Genomic DNA, 21,779 nt, shown 5'->3' on the forward strand with positions numbered 1-21,779 from the left:
GCAAGTCTAGGTCAAAAAGTCATACTCTGGTGTGCCGGGTACCAGTCGGCGGCACTTCAGCGGCGAGGCATCCATGCGTGCCAGCAATTCCTCGAGGTCAGAGGCACGACGTAGCTCAATACCGACAAGAGCCGCGCCAGTTTCGCGGTTGTTGCGCTTGAGGTACTCGAACTGCGAGATGTCGTCATCCGGGCCGAGAACATCGCTGAGGAACATACGCAGCTGGCCGGGCTTCTGCGGGAAGTTGACCAGGAAGTAGTGCTTGAGGCCGCGGTAGACCAGCGAGCGCTCCATGATCTCGGCATAGCGCAGCACGTCGTTATTACCGCCCGAGATGATGCAGACAACAACCTCGTCCGGTTCAAACTGCATCTGCTCCAGAGCTGCCACAGACAGCGCACCGGCCGGCTCAGCGATGATCCCTTCGTTCTGATAGAGATCCAGCTGCGCCTCACAGACCGCGCCCTCCGGCGCAATCATCGGATGAACGCGGTTGCGGTTGGCCTCCAGGATGTGCCATGGCAGGTCACCGAAACGGGCCACCGCGGCGCCATCGACGAACGGATCGGTGTGCCCCAGCGTAATCGGGCCGTTGTTCTCCAGGGCTGCGCGCATGCAGGCCGCACCCGCAGGTTCCACACCCATGACCTGGGTGTTCGGCGACATATCCGACAGGTAAGAGGTGACACCGCTGAGCAGACCACCGCCACCGACCGGTGCGCAGATGGTATCCAGAGTCAACCCCTGGCCGGAGAGCTGCGCAATAATTTCAGCTGCGACAGTGCCTTGTCCGACAATGGTGTTGAAGGAGTCGAATGGCTCCACCATGGTGGCACCAGTGCGCTGTGCGTCAGCACGCGCCGCAGCGGCGGCCTCATCGAAGGAGTCCCCGACAACGACAATCTCAACGGCATCGCGGCCGTGGTAAGCGATACGGTCGCGCTTCTGCTTCGGCGTGGCATTGGGCACATAGATGCGCCCCTTAATACCCAGCTGGCGGCAGGCATATGCCACGCCTTGAGCGTGGTTTCCTGCAGATGCCGCAACGACGCCTGCTGCTCGCTCTTCGTCGGTGACCTGAACCATGGCGTTGTAGGCACCGCGAATCTTGTACGAGCGCACGTCCTGGAGGTCTTCCCGCTTGAGGAATACCTTAGCACCGGTGATTTCGGAAAGACGTGGGCTGAACTGCAGCGGAGTGGCCGCAATAACCGAAGAAATTCGTGCCTGCGCAATCTGAATATCGGCCGCGTGGACAAGTCGGCGTTCGGTCTGGGAAGCAGGCACAGAATTCTCACTCATGAGCTATGACTCTACTCGGTCATACAACCGGTTGCGACAATCAGGGCCACGATAAGCTACCCCAAAATGCTGGCCCCAATCGTCGCCTTCAGATCACCAATCAAGCTGGCGTCCCGGTCGACCCGCAAGTGCTCGCCGAGAACCAAAGTGGTGTGGGAATCGCCGTCGACAAGCTTGAGGTAAACGTCGGAGTCGCCTGGGTTGTCCAGCAGTACTGACTTCAGCTTGGCAATCATCTCCGGAGTGCACTGATCAGTGCGCATGGTCAGACGCAGCGGCGCCGAAGTGGAGCCATTACGGCCAAGATCCGGCAGCTTCAGGTCATCACAGACCACACTCATGCGGTCATCGCGGTACTGAACGCGGGCACGAATAAGCACGATGGCGTCTTCAGCAATGCTGGTGGCAATCATCGCGTAGGTTCTCGCAAAAGCCATAACTTCCACGCGCGCGCCGTTGTGGTCCTCAATACCGATAATCGCCCAGGGCTGGCCGTTCTTATTCACGCGACGGTCAACGCTAGAGACAATGCCACCAATAGTGATTTCGGTGTTGTTAGCGACTTCCCCACCGACGACCGTGGTCAAAGCGGTATCGGTCTGCGCGGCCAGCGATTCTTCGAACCCATCGAGTGGATGACCGGAGACATAGAGGCCCAGCATTTCTCGTTCCAGGGTCAGCTCGTGCTTGCGATCCCACTTTTCATCCGGCACACGGATTTCAAAGATGCTCTCCGATCCGGTGTCCTCTTCCCCACCGAAGCCCGCAAACAGGTCGAACTGTCCCTTGTCTGCAGCCTTCTTGGTCGACAGCACCGAGTCAATGGCTTCTTCGTGAATGAGCGCAAGGCCCTTTCGTGGGTGCCCCAGCGAGTCGAAAGCGCCGGCCTTAATCAGCGACTCGGTGATGCGCTTGTTACACGGCAGCGTCTCAATCTTGTCCAGGTAGTCCGAGAACGACGTGAACTTGCCCTTCTCCTCGCGCGTCTTCACAATCGACGCGACCACATCATGGCCGACGTTGCGGATAGCGCCAAGGCCGAAGCGAATATCCTCACCGACCGGCTCGAAGTCCATACCCGACTCATTGACATCCGGCGGCAGCACCTTAATGCCAAGGTGGCGACAGTCCGACAGATAAATAGCCAGCTTGTTCTTATCATCCGCCACCGAGGTCAACAGCGCCGCCATGTACTCAGCGGTGTAGTTGGCCTTCAGATACGCGGTCCAGTAGGACACCAGGCCGTAGCCCGCCGCGTGAGACTTGTTAAACGCGTACGAGGCGAAGGGCAGAATAATATCCCACAGCTTCTGGACAGCATCCTTGGAGAAACCATTCTCCAACATGCCGCCTTCGAAGTTCACGAACTCCTTGGCCAGCACCTCGGGCTTCTTCTTACCCATGGCCTTACGGAAACCATCTGCTTGGCCCGCGGTGTAATTCGCCAGCTTCTGCGAGATCTTCATGATCTGCTCCTGGTACACGATCAGGCCGTGTGTTTCTTCCAGGATTTCTTTCAGCTGCTCATCCAGTTCCGCGTGGATGGCGTTATAAGGCTTGCGACCATTCTTAATATCCGCGTAGTCAAAGTGCGCGTTCACACCCATCGGCCCCGGACGGTACAGCGCCAGCGATGCCACGATGTCGTCGAAGCCCGTTGGCTGCATGCGTTTGAGCAGCTCACGCATGCCGCCACCATCGAGCTGGAACACGCCGAGGGTGTCACCGCGCGACAGCAGCTCATAGACCTTCGGATCATCGGTCTGAAGGTCATCGAGCAGAACTGTCTCGCCTCGGTTGGACTTGATGTGCTCAATACAGTCACCGATAACCGTCAGGTTTCGAAGACCCAGGAAGTCCATCTTCAACAGACCGATGGCCTCACACGCCGGATAGTCCCAGCCAGTGATAATCGCGCCGTCAGCCTGTCGCTTCCACATCGGGATGTGATCCAAGAGTGGCACCGACGCCATTACCACGGCACAGGCGTGCACGCCGGTCTGCCTAACGACGCCCTCGAGACCACGGGCTGTCTCGTAAATTCGAGCCACATCCGGGTCGGTTTCAATAAGCTGACGAACCTCGGCGGCCTCGCCGTAGCGTGGGTGCTCCGGGTCGACGATGCCGCTCAGCGGAATGTCCTTAGCCATAATCGCAGGTGGCAGCGCCTTAGTAATGCGGTCTGCAATCTGGTAACCCGGCTGACCGAACTGCACACGCGCCGAGTCCTTCAGAGCCTGCTTGGTCTTCACCGTACCGAAGGTGACCACCTGCGCCACCTTGTCTTCGCCCCAGCGATCGGCGGCGTAGCGAATCATTTCATCGCGGCGGCGGTCGTCGAAGTCGATATCGATATCCGGCGCGGACGGGCGCTCTGGGTTCAGGAATCGCTCGAAGAGAAGACCGTGCTCAATCGGGTCGATATTGGTAATCCACGTCGCGTATGCAACCAAAGAACCGGCAGCGGAACCACGCCCCGGACCGACCTTGATGCCCACCTCACGGGCATGGCGGATCAACTCCGCCACGATAAGGAAGTACGACGGGTAGCCCTTACCGTCAATCACCTCAATTTCGTACTCCGCGCGCCGGATGTACTCCTCCGGTACCTCGCGCCCTTCAAAGCGCTTGCGCAGCCCCTCCATCACGTTGTGATGCAGCCATGTCGTCGGCGTCTCCCCTTCCGGAACGTCCGCCTTCGGCATGCGATCGTGCGGGTGCTCCTCCCACAGCTCGTCGTAGTCCTCAACGCGCTCTGCGATGAGCAGCGTGTTATCGCAGGCACCCGGGACTAGGTGATCCCAGGTCGCGCGCATTTCTTCGGCGGACTTAATAAAGTAGCCGTCACCGTCGAACTTAAAACGGTCCGGGTCATTGAGCGTCTTACCCGTCTGCACACAGAGCATGGCCTCGTGAGCCTTGGCCTGGTCACGGGTGACATAGTGGCAGTCATTCGTAACCAGCGGCGGCAGGTTCAGCTTCCGGCCAATCTCCAGTAGCTCACTGCGCACACGGGTCTCAATATCCAGCCCGTGATCCATCAGCTCAAGGAAGTAGTTTTCCTTGCCGTAGATGTCCTGCCACATCCCGGCGGCCTGCAGAGCCTCGTCGAACTGCCCCAGGCGCAGACGCGTCTGCACATCACCCGACGGGCAACCAGTGGTCGCGATAATGCCCTCGGCGCGTTCTGCCACCAACTCGGCATCCATACGCGGGTACTTACTAATTTGTCCCTCATACGACGCCATCGACGACAGGTAGAACAGGTTCCGCAGGCCCTGCGCATTCGCAGCCAACATGGTCTGGTGCAAGTAGGAACCGCGACCCGAGACGTCGTCTCGACGCTGATGCGGTTCACCCCACTGAATGCGCTTTTTATTAAAACGGCTCTCCGGCGCCATATATGCCTCAATGCCGATGATTGGCTTGATGCCCTTGGACTTCATCTGCCGATAGAACGCATTCGAGCCAAACATATTGCCATGGTCGGTGACACCGACCGCAGGCATTCCCTGTCGCGCAACCTCGTCGGCAAGCAAATCAATCTTCGCCATACCGTCGAGCATGGAGTACTCGGTGTGATTGTGGAGGTGCACGAAGGAGGAGTTAGCCATGAGTCCAGATTGTAGACAATCCCCCGGACTGAACAAGATTCCTTCGAACACCCAAAATGAAGCAGCCCCTTATGCCTGCACAGTTATAGCTAAAGACGTGTGCAACATCACTCTTACTTTTCCTTTACTTTTCAAAACCAATTGACAATACTCGACATCACAGTTCGTGAGGAAGTCCTCATATTTCCTCGCGGCCACAAAGAAACGCACCGCCCTCGAGCAAAGAACCAAAGGAGCAATACAGTGTTCGCACCACTTTCCGATGGCCACTTCACCTACTTCCCCAAGCCCGAGCTTGACGAGGTTCTTGCAACCATCGACCGCCGCCCTGTCGCTGCCGGCTACCTCATCGATGGCGATGTCATCACCTCCAACATGGATGCCGCCCGCTACAGCTGGCTGGTCTAAAAGGGCGCAGACCTGGAAAATTCTGACTTTCTTTTCAAAATCAAAGACAGTACAGGTTTTCAATGATTACGTTTTAGGGCATGAAACTTTCTCGAGCTTCTGCCCCGGAGTCCTCGGACACATCCCGCCCGGCTCCGACATCGATGTCTCACCTGCCTGAAGCGCTGCCGCCACAGACGCCCCAGACAGCCCGCCCGCCACTAGCTACCGACACGCTGCTTAACTGCACTTCCCTTCCTGCAGTCGTCGTCGACCTCGCGGCGGTCGAAGCCAATGCCCGCGATATGCTCCGCCGTGCAAACGGGATGCCTATCCGCGTGGCCTCGAAATCGATTCGCATTCCACAGCTTATTTCGCACGTCCTGGCCTTCCCCGGTTTCCAGGGCGTGCTGGCATATTCACTGGCAGAGGCGCTGTACCTATTCCGAGAAGGCATTAGCGACGACATCGTCGTCGCCTACCCAACACTTGACGCCCGCGCTATCTCAGAGCTTGCCGACGATGATGCAGCGCGTGCCGCCATCTGCGTCATGGTTGACCGTCCCGAGCATCTGGAGGCGCTGGCGTCGTCGGCAAGCGAAAATGCGCCAATCCGCGTGTGCATGGACGTCGACGCATCCTTTCGCCCCCTCCCCGGCGTGCATATCGGTACGCTGCGCTCAAGCCTGTTCTCGCCGAAGCAGGCAGCGGCGTTTGCCAAGCAGATCATTGCCCACCCGGAGCTGCAGCTGGCCGGAATCATGATGTATGAGGGACACATTGCCGGAGTGGGCGATGCCGGAAACTCCCTGCGTGCGCGCGCAATTCGAGTGATGCAGGCCGTCTCAAAGAAGGAATTGGCAAAGCGCCGCGCGAAGGTTGTCGCTGCAGTCGAGAAAGTGGCGGGGCCGCTGGAGTTTGTCAACGGTGGTGGCACGGGGTCGCTGGAGTCGACGTGCGCCGAGGCCGCAGTCACCGAGGCAGCGGCGGGGTCGGGGTTCCTGGCACCAACCCTCTTCGATAACTATCGCGCATTCAATCTGCGCCCGGCGTCCTGGTTTGTGTTGCCGGCGACGCGACGCCCTAAGAAGAGCGTGGTCACGGTGTCCGGCGGTGGTCGAATTACCTCTGGACCGGCGGGAGCTGACCGGCTGCCAACCCCCTGGTACCCCACTGGCCTGCGCTACGCGGCAGAGGAAGGACCAGGTGAGGTGCAGACTCCGCTGCTCGGCAAGACCGCCGACGCAATTTCGCTGGGAGATCCCGTGTGGTTCCGCCACGCCAAGGCCGGCGAAATAGCCGAGCACACACAAGAAGTCATTGCAGTTCGAGATGGCGCCATCATCGCCCACTGGCCCACGTACCGAGGAAAGGGATTGATCTTCACATGAGCAATTCACGCAACAACGCCCGCTTCACAGTCTCTACAGTTGAGTCCCGCGTACCACGCGTACGTCGGCGTGCGCAGGCAAAAGCCGTCGCCAACTCTCATTGGAGCAATTGGGCGCACACGCAATCGTGCACCCCGTCCTACACTCATCAGCCGCACGATGATGAGGGCGTTATCTCGGTAATTAAAGCGGCGAAGACCGAAGGAACTACGGTGCGCCCGCTAGGGGCCGGTCATTCTTTTACTTCCGTGGCCACCACCGATGGGCACCGCATTCAACTCGACCGCTGCTCTGGTCTGGTCGAACTCGACGCCGCCAACCAGACCGCCACGCTGCGTGCCGGCACTCGCCTGCGCGACACTCCAGGTATTCTGCGCCCGCTCGGTTGGGCACTTCCCAACCAGGGCGATGTCGATCCGCAGTCGCTGGCCGGTGCTATCTCTACTGGCACACACGGCACCGGGCTTGGATTCACCGGCTTCGCAGGCACCGTGAAAGGATTCAAGATTGTCACCGCGGATGGCGTCGTCAGGCACTGCCATCCGGACGCTGAGGGAATCGACGGCGAGCTCTACCGCCTCGGACGGCTGGGACTGGGTGTCTTCGGCGTGCTTACGGAGGTCACGATGTCCGTCGTGCCAGCGTTTGATCTGCACGCCGACGAGCACCGCGAAGAGTTTGATTCCCTGCGCAAGAGTTTCGCCGAGCGCTGCAAAGAAGCTGACCACCTGGAGTTTTTCTGGTTCCCGGGACAGCGCGAGACGCTGGTCAAGCACAATACTCGCATTGAACCGCAGCGCCACCGCCGCCCGAGCCGCAATAGCCTGAAGCAGCGCCTGGGCAGCGCGCGTACGTATCTTAACGACGAAGTCGTCAACAACATGGGACTCTTGGCGTGCTGCGAGATTGCTAAGGCCATTCCCGCTACGACCGATACCATCAACCGGATTGCCACCAACACCGTGCCAGAGCGCAGCTACTCCAATGAGGCGCACAAGGTCTTTGTCTCGCCGCGCCGAGTGCGTTTTTCCGAGATGGAGTACTCCGTCCCGCTCGAGGCCGCTTCCGATGTCCTCGGGGAAATCCGCGACGCGATTGCCCGCAAGAGGATGAAAGTCTCCTTCCCCATCGAGGTGCGCTCCGCGAAAGCCGATGATGTGGCCCTATCCACTGCGTACGGTCGCGACAGTGCCTACATCGCCATCCACCGCTACTGGAAGGAAAATTATCGAGAGTACTTCAACCTCATCGAGCCGATTTTCAAGGCCCACGAAGGTCGCCCGCACTGGGGCAAATTGCACACGCTTCGCGCGGAGGATTTCGCGGAACGTTATCCGCTGTTCGGCGAGGTCCAGGCACTACGGGAAAAGGTCGACCCGCAGGGAATCTTCCTCAACGAGCACCTGCGCGAACTTTTCTGCTAATTATCTGCCGGCTTTACGACGTCCCGGGTAACCGCCCCATCCGCCTGGTCAGCGGCATCGTCGGAAACCGCGGCCGGTTCAACACCGGCCTTGCGGAGTTCCCGGCGAACCCGACGCTGCCGGAGCATCTTCAAGATGAGGTCGCAGATGAACAGCGCGACGGCACCCCAGATGATGAAGAACCCGATCCAGCGCTCCGGTTCGAGCTGCTCGCCCAGCACAGTGACTGCCAGGGTGATTTGGAGAACCGGAGTGAGGTACTGCATCAGACCCAAGGTGGCCAGCGGCAGGCGTTTGGCACCTTCGCCGAAGAGCAGCAACGGAATGGCGGTAGCAACACCGGCGCTCATCATGAGCAGCGTGTGGCCTGTTCCTTCGGAGCTAAACGTGCTCTGCCCGTTGTAGGTCAACCAGAGGATGTAGGCCAGAGCAATCGGTGTGATTACGGCGGACTCGGCCGTCAGCGAAGCTGCGGAGGAAAGCGATACCCGCTTCTTCATTAGTCCGTAAAAACCGAAACTGAACGCCAGCGCCAGCGCACCCAACGGCGGATGTCCCACACCAATTGTGAGAACAATGACCGCAATGGTTGCCAGGATGACACTGCCGAGCTGCAACCGCGAGATGCTTTCACGGAAGAAAATCATCGCCAACAAAACGCTGACCAGCGGGTTGATGAAGTAGCCGAGCGCGGCCTCCGCCACCTGCCCATTGTTGACCAGGTAGACGTACACACCCCAGTTGACGGAGATCAACAGTGCGGCAATAAAAATAGTGCCCCAGGTCTTGGCACTCGCGGCCTTCAGCTCTGGCCATGCGCGCATGAAGCTGAGGGCAATGACCATAAAGACAAGGGTCCAGACGAATCGGTGCGCCAAAATCTCTACGGCCCCTGCTGGTTCCAGCAAGGGGAAATAGAGCGGAAACAGCGCCCACAAAAGGTACGCACCGAATGCCTGAATCACTGTTGACTGACTCCTTTTCGTTCTTGTTGAAACTGACTGCGTACTGGCGGCAGAGTTCTAGCCGCTTCATCCTAGTCGTTTGGATTTAGGACACTTAGTTCTGGTTTCTATTAGTTCTGGCCGCTTAGTTCTGGCTCAGCCCTGGCGCAAAGAGCGGATCTTTATCCGTGAAGCCGGAACTCAGCACCGGGCGAATACCAAAGCGGCCACGCGCCGCATCTGATGGCAGCGCCTCGACAGCTTTCACATCGGGCATTTTCTTGACATCCATCAACGATTCAGCGTCACCATAGACCAGTAAACCGTTGAAGCCGAGCCGTTCGTCGTCAATCGCGACGTCCGCGTAAGCAGCCGCTAACTCCAGCTGATCTTGCAGCAGCTTTTCTTCGCTAGCTGTTTTACTCGGCTGCGGCAAATACCGGGTGCTCACACCGCCGATGATTGCAGTCGATACTCGCAGAGAGGGCTCTTTTTCATAGACCTGTGCCGCTTCTTGCGCATCAAGCAGCCGATCAAAAGTCACCATCGCCCAGAACTTCGGGTCCTCCACGACTGGCTGGCCTGTCTTTAGCCGGTGGTCCTCTTTCTTCATATTCTCGAGGGACTTGTCGGCACGCTCTACGTACTGCTCGGTTGCTTCCCACGGGTCCGGGCCGAGCGCATCGCCGTTGAGGTTCTGCGGCTTGCTTACCCGATCGGAGGTCGAAGCGACTGCTAACACAATCACCAATACGACAACACAGAAACCAGAGATTAGTGCCATCACTGGCGAAATACTGCCGTCACCAGTGCTTTTCGCACGAGTTTCACGGCGTGGTGGGGTCTTGGATCCCGATGGGGTCTGCGTCATGCGCTCTGCCTCAAAACTTCCAATGCGTGGTTCAAATCATCTGGGTATGGACATTCGATTTCCATCCAGCGACCATCTGCCGGATGGTGGAAACCAAGCGAGACCGCGTGAAGCCACTGGCGGTTGAGCCCCAGCCGCTTGGCCAATGCCGGATCAGAACCGTACATGGGATCGCCGCAGCATGGGTGATTCAGCGCAGAGAAGTGCACGCGAATCTGGTGCGTACGCCCAGTTTCTAGATTCACCTTCAGCAGCGTTGCTGGGGCGAAGGCCTCAAGCGTTTCGTAGTGCGTCACAGCATGCTTGCCATCCTGGCGGACGGCAAAGCGCCAACCCGCCGACGGATGACGGCCAATCGGCGCATCAATTGTCCCGGACAGCGGATCCGGATGCCCCTGAACCAGAGCGTGATAGGTCTTGGACACCTCACGGTTTTTGAACGCCCGCTTGAGCACGGAGTAGCCCCGTTCGGAGCAGGCGACAACCATCACGCCAGAGGTGCCAACATCGAGGCGATGCACGATGCCTTTTCGCTCGGGCGGACCGGAGGTAGAAATGCGGAAACCAGCAGCCGCCAGTCCGCCGATAACCGTTGGGCCTTCCCAACCGACTGACGGATGTGCGGCCACACCGACAGGCTTGTGAACAGCCACCAAATCGGAGTCGTGGTAGAGCACGTCCATGCCCTCGACGAGTTCCTCTTTGGGAACCAATGGCTTTTCCACCGGCGGCAACAACACAGAGAGGAAAGCGTTTTCTTCCAATCGGTCGGACTTGCCAACGCTCACGCCATCGACCGTGATGTCCCCAGCCGCTGCCAAATCAGCCACCGCTGTGCGCGAGAGCCCCAACAACTTAGCCACACCGGCGTCTACCCGCATACCAGCCAAGCCCGGTGGAACGGGCATCTGCCGGGTTTCTCGGTCGGGCTGGTGCGCTCCCCCGAGTGCTGCACCACCATTTACTGCATTGTCGTTCACTGCTGTCCTCCCTCCGCCGACTGCTTCTGATCCTGCTGAGCAGATTTCTTCTCCGCTGCAATCTGATCAGCGAAGAGATCCGGCTCCTTGGAAAAAACCATCCAGATAACGAGGATAATAACGCCCACAGTAATCGCGGAGTCCGCGATATTAAATACGGCAAAACCCTTAACCGACAGGAAATCGACGACGTGGCCGACGTAGAAACCGGGTTCCCGAAACAGCCTATCGATGAGGTTGCCCAGCGCACCACCAGCAATAAGCCCCGCTGCAGTCGCCGATATAGGACTGCGCAGCCAATGGGAAAAGCACATCACAGCCAGGATGTAAACCAGCTGCAACGTGGTAAAAACCCAGGTGGCGTTCGTGCCAAAGGAAAAGGCTGCACCGGGGTTAAAAACGAGCCGCAACTCGAAGAGATCGCCAATGACCTGCACCGCAGGACGGCCATCGAGAGTCTTCAAAGCGATAATCTTGGTCAGCTGATCAATGATCGCAACTGACACAATAACCGCAGCGAGAATCCCCCGCCGCGGGAAATATGTCCTCGTTTCCTTCTTAGTCACTGTCCCATAATGGCCTAACAAACCCATATTCAGCCAACTGACACCGCCCGGGTGGTTCATATCCACCACGAAACCGGTACGCTAACCGGTGTGACTCGACGTTTCCAATCTCAGTTTGTTCCGGCCTCCTCTGCTTTACGACGTGCAGGAGGCACCACCTCCTCGTGGTTCCGTCGACCTAGCCGCAGCGACCAGCCTGGTCACACCAAGCGTGGCCTGCTGGCGAGGGTCGGCACCGCTGTTGTTGCCGCTACCACTGTGGTGTCATTGGCCGCGTGCTCGTCGGAAAGCTCGGTGGAAACGCAACCCGTGGACGTTGCACAACCCAAGGTCGAATTGACCAGTGCTGGTAGCGGTGAGCTGGCGAGCGTGCGCTGGAAGGACGACGGTGCAGAGCAGGAGTCGACCGTGGCGGTGACGCAGGGCTTCGCGCAGCGTGGCGGAAACGCCGATAGCGACCAGACGTTCCCGGACACCCGCCTGGAAATCCCCCTGACCAGCACTGTTACCAGCGATAACGATACTCGTGTGGTGACGTCAGAGGTGGGTAAACCCCACGGCTCCAACGATGAGCTGAATGAGGATATCGCTACCGCACAGGGCTTTATCTCTGATTGGTCAACAACAGCCACTGGTGAGGTCAAGGAACTCAAGCTGGGAGCGCCGGAGAAGGCGACCGACACCGCTCGCGCTGGTGTGGAGATGGCGCTGCAGCAGCTGCATTCCGTACCTATCGTCTTCCCTTCCGAGGACATCGGAAAGGATGCGACCTGGACGGTCGAAAGCGAGGTCGAAGGCCAGACCACGATGACGCAGAAGGTGACCTATACCCTGCTCAGCCGTGCGGGCGACATTGTTAATTTGAAGGTCGATGTCAAGCAGGTGCCGACCGTCACGGAGTTGGACACTGGCGGAGAGGGTGCACTGAAGGTTGTCGAGGCCACGACTGACATGCTTGCCGACCGCGTCACCATCGACCTGACTAAGCCCCTTCCGATGAAGGGCAACATCGACTTTGTGACCTCCGTGACCTACGGCGACGGCAACTCCGATGTGCGCATCACTCAGCAGACGCACCGCGGGCTGGAGTTTAAGGACGGCAGCGAGTCGAAGAAGTAGCCCAGAGCCCAGAAGAAATAGCTCTGGCCAGCGCAAGGTTAGAAGACGAGAAAGTGTCTAGGTTTATGTCACTTTTCTTCCCAAAAAATGGGCGGAACTGTCATAAACCTAGACACTTTCTTTTGTCTGCCCCAGTGCACCCGACCGGGCTAGGCTGTGATGCCTGGGCCAACGGCACCTAAGCCGGTGGAGGTGGAGGAGGCGCGTCCTCCGCCGGAGCCGGAGCTGGCGGTGGCGGGACCTCCTCAGCCGGCGGTTCAGGCGCGGGTGGCGGAACTTCCTCAGCGGGTGGTTCGGGCGCCGGAGCCGGGGCTGGCTCCTCGACCGGTGCTGGGGCCTCCTCAACCGGAGCCTCTTCAACTGGGGCTTCTTCCTCCGGCTCAGGTGGCGGCGGAGGGGTTTCGCCCGGCGCGAGGCAGAACCCAGGCTTGTGCTCCGGATCAAGCGTCGATGCCAGGTTGCAGGCCCATTCCTTGCTCAGCATCCAACGGCCATCCCTGTAAATGAAGTCCACCTGATCCACGAGCATCGGATCTTCCTCCGGGCGGAGGATATTGACACCGGCTACGGCCTGCTTCGTCGTGAAGCCGGGCGTAATCGGATCAATGACATCAAAGCTGATTTCCTGCTCATTGGCACTATTGGTGACAATGTCGAAGAAATCGCCGGCAGTATCGCCGTCCTCAATGGTCAGCGCCTTTTCCTCGATAGGTAAATCGGGGTTGATAAGGCGTGCGAGGACGTCGTTAAGCTCTGCGCGCGTCGGCAGCATGATGACGGGTTCCGCCGAGCTGGATGTCTTCGATTCAGTCGTCGGCGCTGCAGTATTGCCACCACCGCAGGCAGCTAGCCCAAGTGCGCTGACCGAGACCATCGCCGCTACTGTCACACCACGCGCTGTGCGCCAACGCATTCCGCTAACGCGCTGGTTGCAGGGGACTTTCATATGTGCACTACTCCAATAAAATCTGCATGAAGATTCGCTGGCTTCACGCCTTCCATAATCCTACACAAGGCCAAAACATCGCCTGGGTAAGATGGTGGACATGTCGACTCAGGATCATTCCCCGGCTAGCTCGACCTCGTCTAGCACGGCCTCCCCTCGCCGAATCGTTGTCATCACCACCGGCGGCACCATCGCCTGCACCACAGATCGCAGCGGTGCGCTAACCCCGACCATCTCGGGCACGGAGCTCGTCGCAGCGGTCGCGCAGCGTTATCCAGAGGGCATGTTAGAGCTGGAAGTTCGTGAGCTCGGGATGCTGGACTCGTCGAATCTCGCGTTCACCGACGTTGACCGTGTTCTCGCCGCTATTCACGAAGTGCTTGATGACGACTCCGTGGACGGTGTCGTCGTAACTCATGGCACGGACACGATGGAGGAAACGGCCATGGCTGCCGATATTTTCCATGCTGACTCGCGTCCGGTTGTCTTTACTGGTGCACAACTTCCCTATGATCATCCGGAAACCGACGGACCGGGGAACCTCTTTGAGGCCGTGACCATTGCTTCCGATGCCTCTGCGCAGGGAATTGGCGTTCTTATTGTCTTTGGCCACGCAGTCTTGCCGGTACGAGGTGCGACGAAGTGGCACACAACCGATCCTTTGGCTTTTGCCACTAATGCACCGGAGGAGCCGGTTCGTCCAGATCCGCTGCCTCTGGCGGCTTTGGCGGGCTCGAAGGTAGAGATTATCCCCGCCTACTTGGGTGCAGATGGATCACTGCTGGATTCGGCAGTCGCCGCCGGTGCACGCGGCATTGTCGTAGAAGGCCTGGGGTCGGGCAATGTCTCCGATGAGTTTGCCGCTGCCATTGCCCGGGCCATTGCCGCTGATGTGACCGTCGTGATGGCAACGCGCGTCCCACGTGGTGATGTCCACGCCGCCTACGGCGGTGCCGGTGGCGGTGCGACGCTGGCTCGGCACGGTGTGATTAGCGCTGGTTGCGTGCATGCACCGCAGGCGCGCATCATTCTCGCCGCCGCGCTGGCTGCGAATGTGCATCCGCAGACGCTGTTCTAATTCACGCCTCGATGATGCGGATGATTTTCGCCGGGTTTCCAGCCACGACTACGCCCGCGGGAACGTCCTTAGTCACCACGGCACCCGCGGCGACCACGGAATTGTCGCCGACGTGTACACCGCCCAGGATGATGGCTCCGCCACCGATCCAGGCATTGCGTCCGATGATGATTTCATCTCCAGACTCTAGATAAGCGGCGCGGGCCTCAGCTCCCAGTGGGTGTACTGGTGGAAGAAGCTGCACGTTGGGCCCGAGCTGCGCGTAGTCGCAGATTGTCACCTTCACCACGTCAAGTGCGGTGAGCCCAAAGTTGATGAAAACGTTGTCGCCGATGTGGATGTTATCGCCGTAGTCCAGGTAAATGGGCGGGCGAACGGTGCTGCTCTCTCCGAAAGACCCCAATGCCGGTGCCAGCACTTGCTGTGCTGCCTGCTGGTTTTCGCGGAACGCGACCTCAAATTCAGCAGCCACCTGGCCAATTCGCACGTTCAGAGCCTGCGATTCCGGATGGTCCGCGATATACCACTGACCGTTTAACATGCGCTGGCGGTTATCCAGACCGTCGTCGGGAAGTGTGGTCGACGGATTCGGATCTCGATCGGTGTTGCGCAACGAGGCGCGGCGAGCTGCCTCGAGCTCTGCAATGCGGGATTCGGTAGTCATAGTGCCCCAATTTACGGACAGCGCATAAACAGAGCGCCGCGAACGGCATCGAGGCAGGCAACCGCATCACGCATCCGCGTCGGGGCCGAGTTCGTCTTCGCTTTCCCGCTCAGGTTGCGGCAAGTCGAGAGCTGCTGCTTCGTCGGATGCCAGCCACTCCGGCCAGTCCAAACTGCACACCGCAGAGCACGGGCGCAGCTCCGGGTCGTCTTCCTTCAGCGTGATCATGCGCCCGGGGCCGCTGGTGCGGCTTTCAAAGCGGACAGTCACAATCCCGTGGCCCGACCCCTGCACCCAACCATGTCCATACTCGCTGTGGTGTACGTCCGAGGTGGGTGCCCACTTGGAGTCGGAAAGCCGAACGGTCGGCAACGCACCGGTTCCAGATAGCTCGACCAGGCCGGCGGGAGCGTCGGAAAGCGCAGGTGCTGGCACTCGATCTTCGACGGTGATTGCGCGGTCGAGCTCAGGAAACAGGACTTCTTGTATGTGCGAATCCAGCCCGGAGAAACCGACGCCCACCAATCGCACTGGGCCGACCTCCGCGGGCGTGAACGCGATTCGGTGCGCCACCGCCATGAGGGTGTCGAAATCCTGTGTGGCGTAGGCGAGCGTCTCAGATCGGGTATGGATGCTCAGGTCAGACAGACGCACCTTGCAAGTGATGGTGCGAGCACCACGGCCATCTTTTTTGAGCCGTCGAAATGCGGACTCACCTGCGCGATCGACGGCGGTGTGGAGCTGGGCCTGCGACTCCAAATCCTCAGGATAGGTGTACTCCGCCGATACAGACTTGGCGACATCGCGCTCCTTAACCGGCCGATCGTCCGTCCCCTGCGCCAGCTGCCACAGCATCACACCGGTTTTGGATGTCAGCGAAACCTCGACATCGCGCTGGGACATGGCGGCAAAATCACCGATCGTCTCCACGCCCAGCGTGTGCAGTTTCGCAGCGGTGACAGGGCCAATACCCCAGAGCTTCTCTACCGGCAATGGGTGTAGAAGCTCGTGATTGCGTGCGGGGTCCAGCACGTACACGCCATCGGGTTTCGCCAGGCCGGAAGCAATTTTCGCGAACTGCTTGCCCGCGCCCGCGCCTATCGACGAGGCCAAGCCGGTCTCCCGCCGGATATCTGTCCGCAGCTGCTCCGCCCAGGCAATGACCTGCTCCTTCGAGGCTCCCTGAAGCTCTTCGGGTTCCATGAAAGCCTCGTCGACGCTGAGCTGCTCGACCACGGGCACGCGCTCGCGGATTACAGAGAACACGCGGCGCGACACCGGCCCGTAGATGCCCTTGCGCGCGCTGACCGTCACTGCGGTCGGTGGCATGAGACGACGTGCGCGAGCCATCGGCATAGCCGAGTGCGCGCCGTACGCGCGGGCCTCATAGGAGGCACCGGCGACCACACCTCGACCGCCCAGTCCGCCGACGAGGACTGGCCGCCCGCGCAGAGTCGGGCGGGTGAGCTGCTCGACGGACGCGAAGAACGCGTCCATGTCGATGTGCAGAACCCACCGCCCGGAAGTCGGCATAGAGATTACTCTCCCCTACTGCTTGGCAATATCCGCCGAGCAGCCGTCCGCCACGTCGTAGCTCAGCGACTCTCCGCCAGCGACGACCTCGAAAGCGGTTGCGAGAACCTCGCGGGCGATGAGGTCAGCGTGGCGGTTGGCCCACTCCTCACGCTCGGCCGGCACCTGCAACTTCACCGAAATGCGGTCGGTGACCTCAAGGCCAGCGTTCTTGCGGGCATCCTGCAGACCACGGATGCGGTCAGCGGCCCAACCGCGGGACTCCAGGTCCTCGTCGAGCTCAGTGTCGAGCACAACCAGGCCATTGACGCCGTCGACCTCAGCGGTGGAATCCGGCGAGATCGCGACCAGGTTGCGGGTGTACTCGCCCTCCTGCAGCGGAATGCCATCGGCGACAACCGCGCCGTCGACAACCTCATAGTTGCCAGACTTCACAGCCTTAATGACCTTCTGGACGTCCTTACCCAGGCGCGGACCGGCCACGCGAGCGTTGACGGAGACCTCGAATCGTCCCACCGAGTCCACGTCGGAGGTGAACTCCACCTTGTCGACGTTGACCTCGGAGGAAACGATGTCGGTGTACTCACGCAGACGCTCGGCATCCGGGAATGCCAGGGTCAGCTTCTTCAGCGGCAGGCGGTTACGCAGCTGGTTGGCCTTGCGGATGCGCGATGTTGCCGAGCAGACATTGCGGACAATATCCATGGACTCAACGAGTTCGTCATCGGTCGGCAGCTTGTCGACGTCCGGCCAATCCTCCAGGTGCACCGAGCGGCCGCCAGTGAGCGAGCGCCAGATGACCTCGGTGGCCATCGGCAGCAGCGGAGCAGCCACGCGGGTGAGAACCTCCAGCACCGTGTACAAGGTATTGAAGGCCTCTGGGTGCTTGACATCGCCGGCCCAGAAGCGGTCGCGGGAGCGACGCACGTACCAGTTGGTCAGTGCGTCACAGAACTGACGGACCTCATCGGTGGCAGCAGCAATGTCAGTGTTGTCCAGGCATTCAGTGACAGCACGGACGGTTGCTGCAAGCTTGGCCAGGATGTACTTGTCCAGGATGTTGTCGGAGTCTACCGACCACTCGGCCGGTTTGGAAGCGTAGAGCTGCAGGAACGAGTATGCGTTCCACATCGGGAGCAGCGCCTGGCGCACGCCCTCACGAATGCCCTGCTCGGTGACAATCAGGTTGCCGCCGCGCAGAATCGGGCTGGACATGAGGAACCAGCGCATGGCGTCGGAGCCGTCGCGGTCGAAGACCTCGTTGACGTCCGGGTAGTTGCGCTTGGACTTACTCATCTTGTTGCCGTCATCGCCCAACACGATGCCGTGGGCGACGACCTTCTTGAACGCCGGGCGGTCGAACAGTGCAACCGACAGGACGTGAAGCAGGTAGAACCAGCCGCGGGACTGGCCGATGTATTCCACAATGAAGTCGGCCGGTGCGTGGGACTCGAACCACTCCTTGTTCTCGAACGGGTAGTGGAACTGCGCAAACGGCATGGAACCGGAGTCGAACCAGACATCCAGGACATCCGGGACGCGGCGCATCATGGACTTACCTGTCGGGTCGTCCGGGTTCGGGCGCACCAGCTCGTCAATCTCCGGGCGGTGCAGTGTGGTCGGGCGAACGCCGAAGTCCGCCTCCAGCTCATCGAGGGAACCGTAGACGTCGACACGCGGGTACTCGTCGTTGTCGGAAACCCACACCGGAATAGGCGATCCCCAGTAGCGGGTACGGGAGATGTTCCAGTCACGTGCGCCCTCGAGCCACTTGCCGAACTGACCGTCGCGGACGTGCTCCGGCATCCACTCAATCTCGTTGTGGTTGAGCTCCACCATGCGCTCGCGGATCTTGGTAACGGACACAAACCAGCTCGGCAGTGCCATGTAGATCAGCGGCTCGCCCGAACGCCAGGAGTGCGGGTAGGAGTGCTCGATGGTGCGGTGCTGGACGACGCGGCCAGCGGCCTTCAGGTCACGGATGATGTCCTTGTTGGCGTCAAAGACCAACTTGCCCTGGTACTCCGGCACCTGTGAAGTGAACTTACCGTCCATGTCCACCGGAATGATGACATCAATGCCGTATTCATTACAGGTGTTCATATCGTCTTCACCGAAGGCCGGCGCCTGGTGGACCACACCAGTACCGTCCTCGGTGGTGACATAGTCCGCCACCATAATCTGGAAAGCGTTCGGGTGATCTGCGAAGTAGTCGAAGATCGGCTGATAGGTCAGGCCTTCCAGGTCAGCACCAGCGAAGGTAGCCACGACCTCGTGTTCCTTGCCCAATTCCTTGGCGTAGGCACCAATCAGTGCTTCTGCCAGCAGGAAGGTCTTACCTGCAAACTCCGGCACGGAGGAATCCTCGCCGACCTTAACTACGGCGTAGGTGACCTTCGGGTTCACGGCCAGACCAAGGTTGGACGGCAGCGTCCACGGCGTGGTGGTCCAAGCGATAGCCGCAGTGTCAGCGAGCACCGGGTTGTCCGCCAGCGTCTTCTCCGCTGCCGAGCCTGCCTTGGCGCCGGTGAACGGGAAGGTCACGGTCAGGGTCGGGTCCTGCCGCATCTTGTAGGAGTCATCCAGGCGGGTCTCCTGGTTGGACAGCGGGGTGTGCTCTGCCCAGGAGTACGGCAGCACGCGGAATCCCTGGTAGACCAGGCCCTTGTTGTAGAGCTCCTTGAAGGCCCAAATCACGGACTCCATGTAACTCATGTCCATGGTCTTGTATCCGCCGTCAAAATCAACCCAACGCGCTTGACGAGTGACATATTCCTTCCACTCGCCCGCGTACCGCAACACCGACTCAGCGCAGTACTTGTTGAAGTTAGCCAGACCCATTTCCTCGATCTGGCCCTTGTCCTTAATACCGAGCTGCTTCTCTGCCTCCAGCTCAGCCGGAAGACCGTGGCAGTCCCAGCCGAAGACGCGACCAACCTGGTAGCCACGCATGGTCTTGTAACGAGGGACGATGTCCTTGACGTAACCGGTCAGCAGGTGACCGTAGTGCGGTAGACCGTTGGCGAACGGCGGGCCATCATAAAAGACGTATTCGTCAGCACCATCACGCTGATCGATAGAGGCCTGGAAAGTGCTGTCCTTGCCCCAGTACTCCAGAACCTTTTCCTCCAGTTCCGGAAACTTCGGGCTGGAGGTGTACTTACCAAAGTCAGCAGTGCGCGGATACGCGCCACCTGCCGGAGTGGCCTCAGCAGAGGCATTTACATCGTTCGAATTAGACACCGCTTCTACGTCACTTCCGTGGTCGAACATCATTAATACTCACCACGGGGACGCATGCCTAGCCCCTTCAGCGTTGTTACTGGTGACGCTGAAAAGGAGTCTCGCGCGGTACCACCCCGCTTGGCATCACGCTTTACGACGGTTCTTGCGAACAAGAACCATGCGGCTTCACGCGATAGCCCGCTTATTTAATAAGGCTTTGTAACGGTGCCAAACCGTTCGGTTCTACTGGGCCCATTTTCTACTGGACTGTTCTTCCGAAACGCTCCCCGGTGATGGCCGGCTCATTGCGCGTATGGGTGTCAGTATAGCAGTGTCTCAGGCAACTACTACAACCCTGACCGGAACAAAGAATGCGATTGGTTCGCAGGGAAAGATAGCAAAAACCACCGCGCTCTGCCTCCCCTCCCTGGGGAGCCGAGCGTGGTGGTTTTCTACGTGTTGGCTACGTAATTAGTTGTTGTAGCCGTCGGCCGGGGCAGCCGACTCGCGAGAGTTCAGGTCGTCGAGCTGGGACTCCAGGAAGGTCTTCAGGCGAGTGCGGTACTCGCGCTCGAAGATGTGCAGCTCCTCGATGCGCCCCTCCAGAGCGGTCTGCTGCTCCTTGACGGTGGTCATGATCTCGTGGTGCTTGCGCTCTGCATCGTCCTGCAGCGCGGTTGCCTTCTGCTGCGCTGCGGTGATGGTGGCGTTAGAGCGAGCGTCTGCGTCGCTGATCATCTGCTCGCTGCGCTGGCGAGCGTCAGTGAGGGTCGACTCAGACTCGTTACGGGCATCAGCCAACAGCTGCTCACTGCGCTTCTTGGCATCAGCCAAAGTTGCTTCTGCCTCATTGCGAGCGTTGGTGATAGTGCGCTCGGCCTCTTCATTGGCCTCTGCCACGGTGCGGTCAGCGTTTTCACGAGCCTCGGTGACAAGCTTGTTGGCCTCAGCGTCGGCGTCAGTGGTGACGCGATCAGCGGTGTCCTGAGCAGCCTGCAGGATACGAGCAGCGCGGAGGCTAACTTCCTGCGACTCGGTGCCGGTGCTTGCTGCAACTGCCTGCGGCTGCTCCGCAGCTGCGGAGGAAGCCTGCTGTGCAGAAGCCTCTGCCTCAGAAGCACGCTTCTCAAGAGCATCCAGACGATCCTGGTAGTGAGCCTCAATCTCCTGCTGCTGAGCGCTCAGGCGCTCGTTGTACTCAGCGCGCAGCTCCTGCTCAATTTCCTTGCGCAGCTTGTCCTCATCGACAGCCGGCGCCGCAGCGGCAGCACCGGAAGCAGCGTAGTCTGCGCCGCCACCCTGCTCTAGCTGACCCTCAAGGTCCTCAACCCGCTGGCGCAGCTCAGCGTTTTCATCCTGGAGCTCACCCAGTGCGTCCTCTACGAGGTCGAGGAACTGATCGACCTCGTCCTCGTTGTAACCACGCTTGCCAATCGGAGGCTTGCTGAAAGCCACATTATGCACATCAGCCGGAGTCAACGGCATGGTGAGTTCCCCTAACACTTTGAGCGGACAGTTCTTAAGAAATCTTAAGAGAATTATTTCCAGTAGTACTGTTTACCCGGCCAATCCTACCTGCTCTAGTCACAGTCCTCACCCCATTTATTTTGGGCAGGACTCTATCCCCCACGTTCTAACCAATGGCAAAGTTCTAGTAAAACGTTAAACCTCGCCCTTACCCTGCACCTTTAGCCACAGAACTTTACCCCCGACACAATAAAAACCCATTGGGGAT

General features: G+C 59.6%; 16 protein-coding genes. 5 read left to right on the forward strand and 11 right to left on the reverse strand.

The window, feature by feature from the left end:
• Window positions 1–6 precede the first annotated feature (6 nt).
• Both ilvA and dnaE read right to left on the reverse strand, forming a co-directional pair.
• The gene (ilvA, locus tag HMPREF2681_RS00300; RefSeq protein WP_016422977.1) at window positions 7–1,302 is read right to left on the reverse strand and encodes a threonine ammonia-lyase IlvA; all 1,296 of its coding nucleotides are present in this window, start codon (window positions 1,300–1,302) and stop codon (window positions 7–9) included.
• 56 nt (window positions 1,303–1,358) lie between these two features.
• Window positions 1,359–4,916, reverse strand: a complete 3,558-nt coding sequence (dnaE, locus tag HMPREF2681_RS00305) for a DNA polymerase III subunit alpha (RefSeq protein ID WP_016422978.1) — start codon at window positions 4,914–4,916, stop codon at window positions 1,359–1,361.
• Between the two features lie 243 nt (window positions 4,917–5,159).
• Between dnaE and HMPREF2681_RS11075 the strand changes: the two genes are divergently transcribed.
• From HMPREF2681_RS11075 to HMPREF2681_RS00315, 3 genes are all read left to right on the forward strand, one after another.
• Window positions 5,160–5,324, forward strand: a complete 165-nt coding sequence (locus HMPREF2681_RS11075; protein ID WP_016422979.1) for a hypothetical protein — start codon at window positions 5,160–5,162, stop codon at window positions 5,322–5,324.
• A gap of 80 nt (window positions 5,325–5,404) precedes the next feature.
• The gene (locus HMPREF2681_RS00310; protein WP_070545607.1) at window positions 5,405–6,694 is read left to right on the forward strand and encodes an alanine racemase; all 1,290 of its coding nucleotides are present in this window, start codon (window positions 5,405–5,407) and stop codon (window positions 6,692–6,694) included.
• Window positions 6,691–8,118 (forward strand): D-arabinono-1,4-lactone oxidase, encoded by a 1,428-nt coding sequence (locus tag HMPREF2681_RS00315; RefSeq protein ID WP_048734784.1) that lies wholly within the window; start codon window positions 6,691–6,693, stop codon window positions 8,116–8,118. Before HMPREF2681_RS00310 ends, HMPREF2681_RS00315 begins: the two co-directional genes overlap by 4 nt.
• Here HMPREF2681_RS00315 and rarD read toward each other — a convergent pair.
• From rarD to lspA, 4 genes are all read right to left on the reverse strand, one after another.
• Window positions 8,115–9,083 (reverse strand): EamA family transporter RarD, encoded by a 969-nt coding sequence (gene rarD, locus HMPREF2681_RS00320; RefSeq protein WP_049193996.1) that lies wholly within the window; start codon window positions 9,081–9,083, stop codon window positions 8,115–8,117. The two genes, HMPREF2681_RS00315 and rarD, sit on opposite strands and share 4 nt — an antisense overlap.
• Before the next feature lie 124 nt (window positions 9,084–9,207).
• Complete coding sequence (locus tag HMPREF2681_RS00325; RefSeq protein ID WP_049193997.1) at window positions 9,208–9,933, reverse strand: hypothetical protein; 726 nt, start codon at window positions 9,931–9,933, stop codon at window positions 9,208–9,210.
• A complete protein-coding gene (locus HMPREF2681_RS00330; protein ID WP_042389388.1) occupies window positions 9,930–10,841 on the reverse strand; it encodes an RluA family pseudouridine synthase in 912 nt (303 codons plus the stop codon). Before HMPREF2681_RS00330 ends, HMPREF2681_RS00325 begins: the two co-directional genes overlap by 4 nt.
• A 68-nt stretch (window positions 10,842–10,909) precedes the next feature.
• Entirely contained in the window at window positions 10,910–11,479 is a 570-nt protein-coding gene (gene lspA / locus HMPREF2681_RS00335; RefSeq protein WP_049193998.1) for a signal peptidase II, read from the reverse strand.
• A gap of 90 nt (window positions 11,480–11,569) precedes the next feature.
• Between lspA and HMPREF2681_RS00340 the strand changes: the two genes are divergently transcribed.
• Window positions 11,570–12,598, forward strand: coding sequence for a hypothetical protein (locus HMPREF2681_RS00340; protein WP_224433257.1), 1,029 nt, complete (start codon window positions 11,570–11,572; stop codon window positions 12,596–12,598).
• 178 nt (window positions 12,599–12,776) lie between these two features.
• Here HMPREF2681_RS00340 and HMPREF2681_RS00345 read toward each other — a convergent pair whose 3' ends face one another.
• A complete protein-coding gene (locus HMPREF2681_RS00345) occupies window positions 12,777–13,511 on the reverse strand; it encodes a WKL family lipoprotein (RefSeq protein ID WP_224433258.1) in 735 nt (244 codons plus the stop codon).
• 124 nt (window positions 13,512–13,635) lie between these two features.
• On the opposite strand from HMPREF2681_RS00345, the gene HMPREF2681_RS00350 reads away from it, so the two are divergent.
• Complete coding sequence (locus HMPREF2681_RS00350) at window positions 13,636–14,622, forward strand: asparaginase (protein WP_080969603.1); 987 nt, start codon at window positions 13,636–13,638, stop codon at window positions 14,620–14,622.
• 1 nt (window position 14,623) lies between these two features.
• On the opposite strand, the gene HMPREF2681_RS00355 is transcribed toward HMPREF2681_RS00350, so the two are convergent.
• The 4 genes from HMPREF2681_RS00355 to HMPREF2681_RS00370 all read right to left on the reverse strand — a co-directional run bounded on the left by HMPREF2681_RS00355 (window position 14,624) and on the right by HMPREF2681_RS00370 (window position 21,529).
• Window positions 14,624–15,286 (reverse strand): DapH/DapD/GlmU-related protein, encoded by a 663-nt coding sequence (locus tag HMPREF2681_RS00355; RefSeq protein WP_080969604.1) that lies wholly within the window; start codon window positions 15,284–15,286, stop codon window positions 14,624–14,626.
• A 66-nt stretch (window positions 15,287–15,352) separates the two neighbouring features.
• Entirely contained in the window at window positions 15,353–16,819 is a 1,467-nt protein-coding gene (locus HMPREF2681_RS00360; RefSeq protein ID WP_049190455.1) for a DNA polymerase IV, read from the reverse strand.
• Window positions 16,820–16,834: 15 nt separating this feature from the next.
• Window positions 16,835–20,095: an isoleucine--tRNA ligase gene (gene ileS / locus HMPREF2681_RS00365; protein WP_083301568.1), complete on the reverse strand. Its 3,261-nt coding sequence runs from the start codon at window positions 20,093–20,095 to the stop codon at window positions 16,835–16,837.
• Window positions 20,096–20,515: 420 nt separating this feature from the next.
• Complete coding sequence (locus HMPREF2681_RS00370; protein WP_049170271.1) at window positions 20,516–21,529, reverse strand: DivIVA domain-containing protein; 1,014 nt, start codon at window positions 21,527–21,529, stop codon at window positions 20,516–20,518.
• Window positions 21,530–21,779: the final 250 nt, after the last annotated feature.

It is taken from the genome of Corynebacterium sp. HMSC064H12 (genome assembly GCF_001809925.1).
Lineage (GTDB): Bacteria > Actinomycetota > Actinomycetes > Mycobacteriales > Mycobacteriaceae > Corynebacterium > Corynebacterium jeikeium_D.

Bases quoted from the DNA above. Each gene is read 5' to 3' on its own strand.
- HMPREF2681_RS00310 (WP_070545607.1), top strand. From the start codon at position 5,405: ATGAAACTTTCTCGAGCTTCTGCCCCGGAGTCCTCGGACACATCCCGC.
- dnaE (WP_016422978.1), bottom strand. From the start codon at position 4,916: ATGGCTAACTCCTCCTTCGTGCACCTCCACAATCACACCGAGTACTCC.
- HMPREF2681_RS00325 (WP_049193997.1), bottom strand. From the start codon at position 9,933: ATGACGCAGACCCCATCGGGATCCAAGACCCCACCACGCCGTGAAACT.
- HMPREF2681_RS00315 (WP_048734784.1), top strand. From the start codon at position 6,691: ATGAGCAATTCACGCAACAACGCCCGCTTCACAGTCTCTACAGTTGAG.
- ileS (WP_083301568.1), bottom strand. From the start codon at position 20,095: ATGATGTTCGACCACGGAAGTGACGTAGAAGCGGTGTCTAATTCGAAC.
- HMPREF2681_RS00345 (WP_224433258.1), bottom strand. From the start codon at position 13,511: ATGCGTTGGCGCACAGCGCGTGGTGTGACAGTAGCGGCGATGGTCTCG.
- HMPREF2681_RS00350 (WP_080969603.1), top strand. From the start codon at position 13,636: ATGGTGGACATGTCGACTCAGGATCATTCCCCGGCTAGCTCGACCTCG.
- HMPREF2681_RS00355 (WP_080969604.1), bottom strand. From the start codon at position 15,286: ATGACTACCGAATCCCGCATTGCAGAGCTCGAGGCAGCTCGCCGCGCC.
- ilvA (WP_016422977.1), bottom strand. From the start codon at position 1,302: ATGAGTGAGAATTCTGTGCCTGCTTCCCAGACCGAACGCCGACTTGTC.
- HMPREF2681_RS00360 (WP_049190455.1), bottom strand. From the start codon at position 16,819: ATGCCGACTTCCGGGCGGTGGGTTCTGCACATCGACATGGACGCGTTC.
- HMPREF2681_RS00330 (WP_042389388.1), bottom strand. From the start codon at position 10,841: ATGCCCGTTCCACCGGGCTTGGCTGGTATGCGGGTAGACGCCGGTGTG.
- HMPREF2681_RS00370 (WP_049170271.1), bottom strand. From the start codon at position 21,529: ATGCCGTTGACTCCGGCTGATGTGCATAATGTGGCTTTCAGCAAGCCT.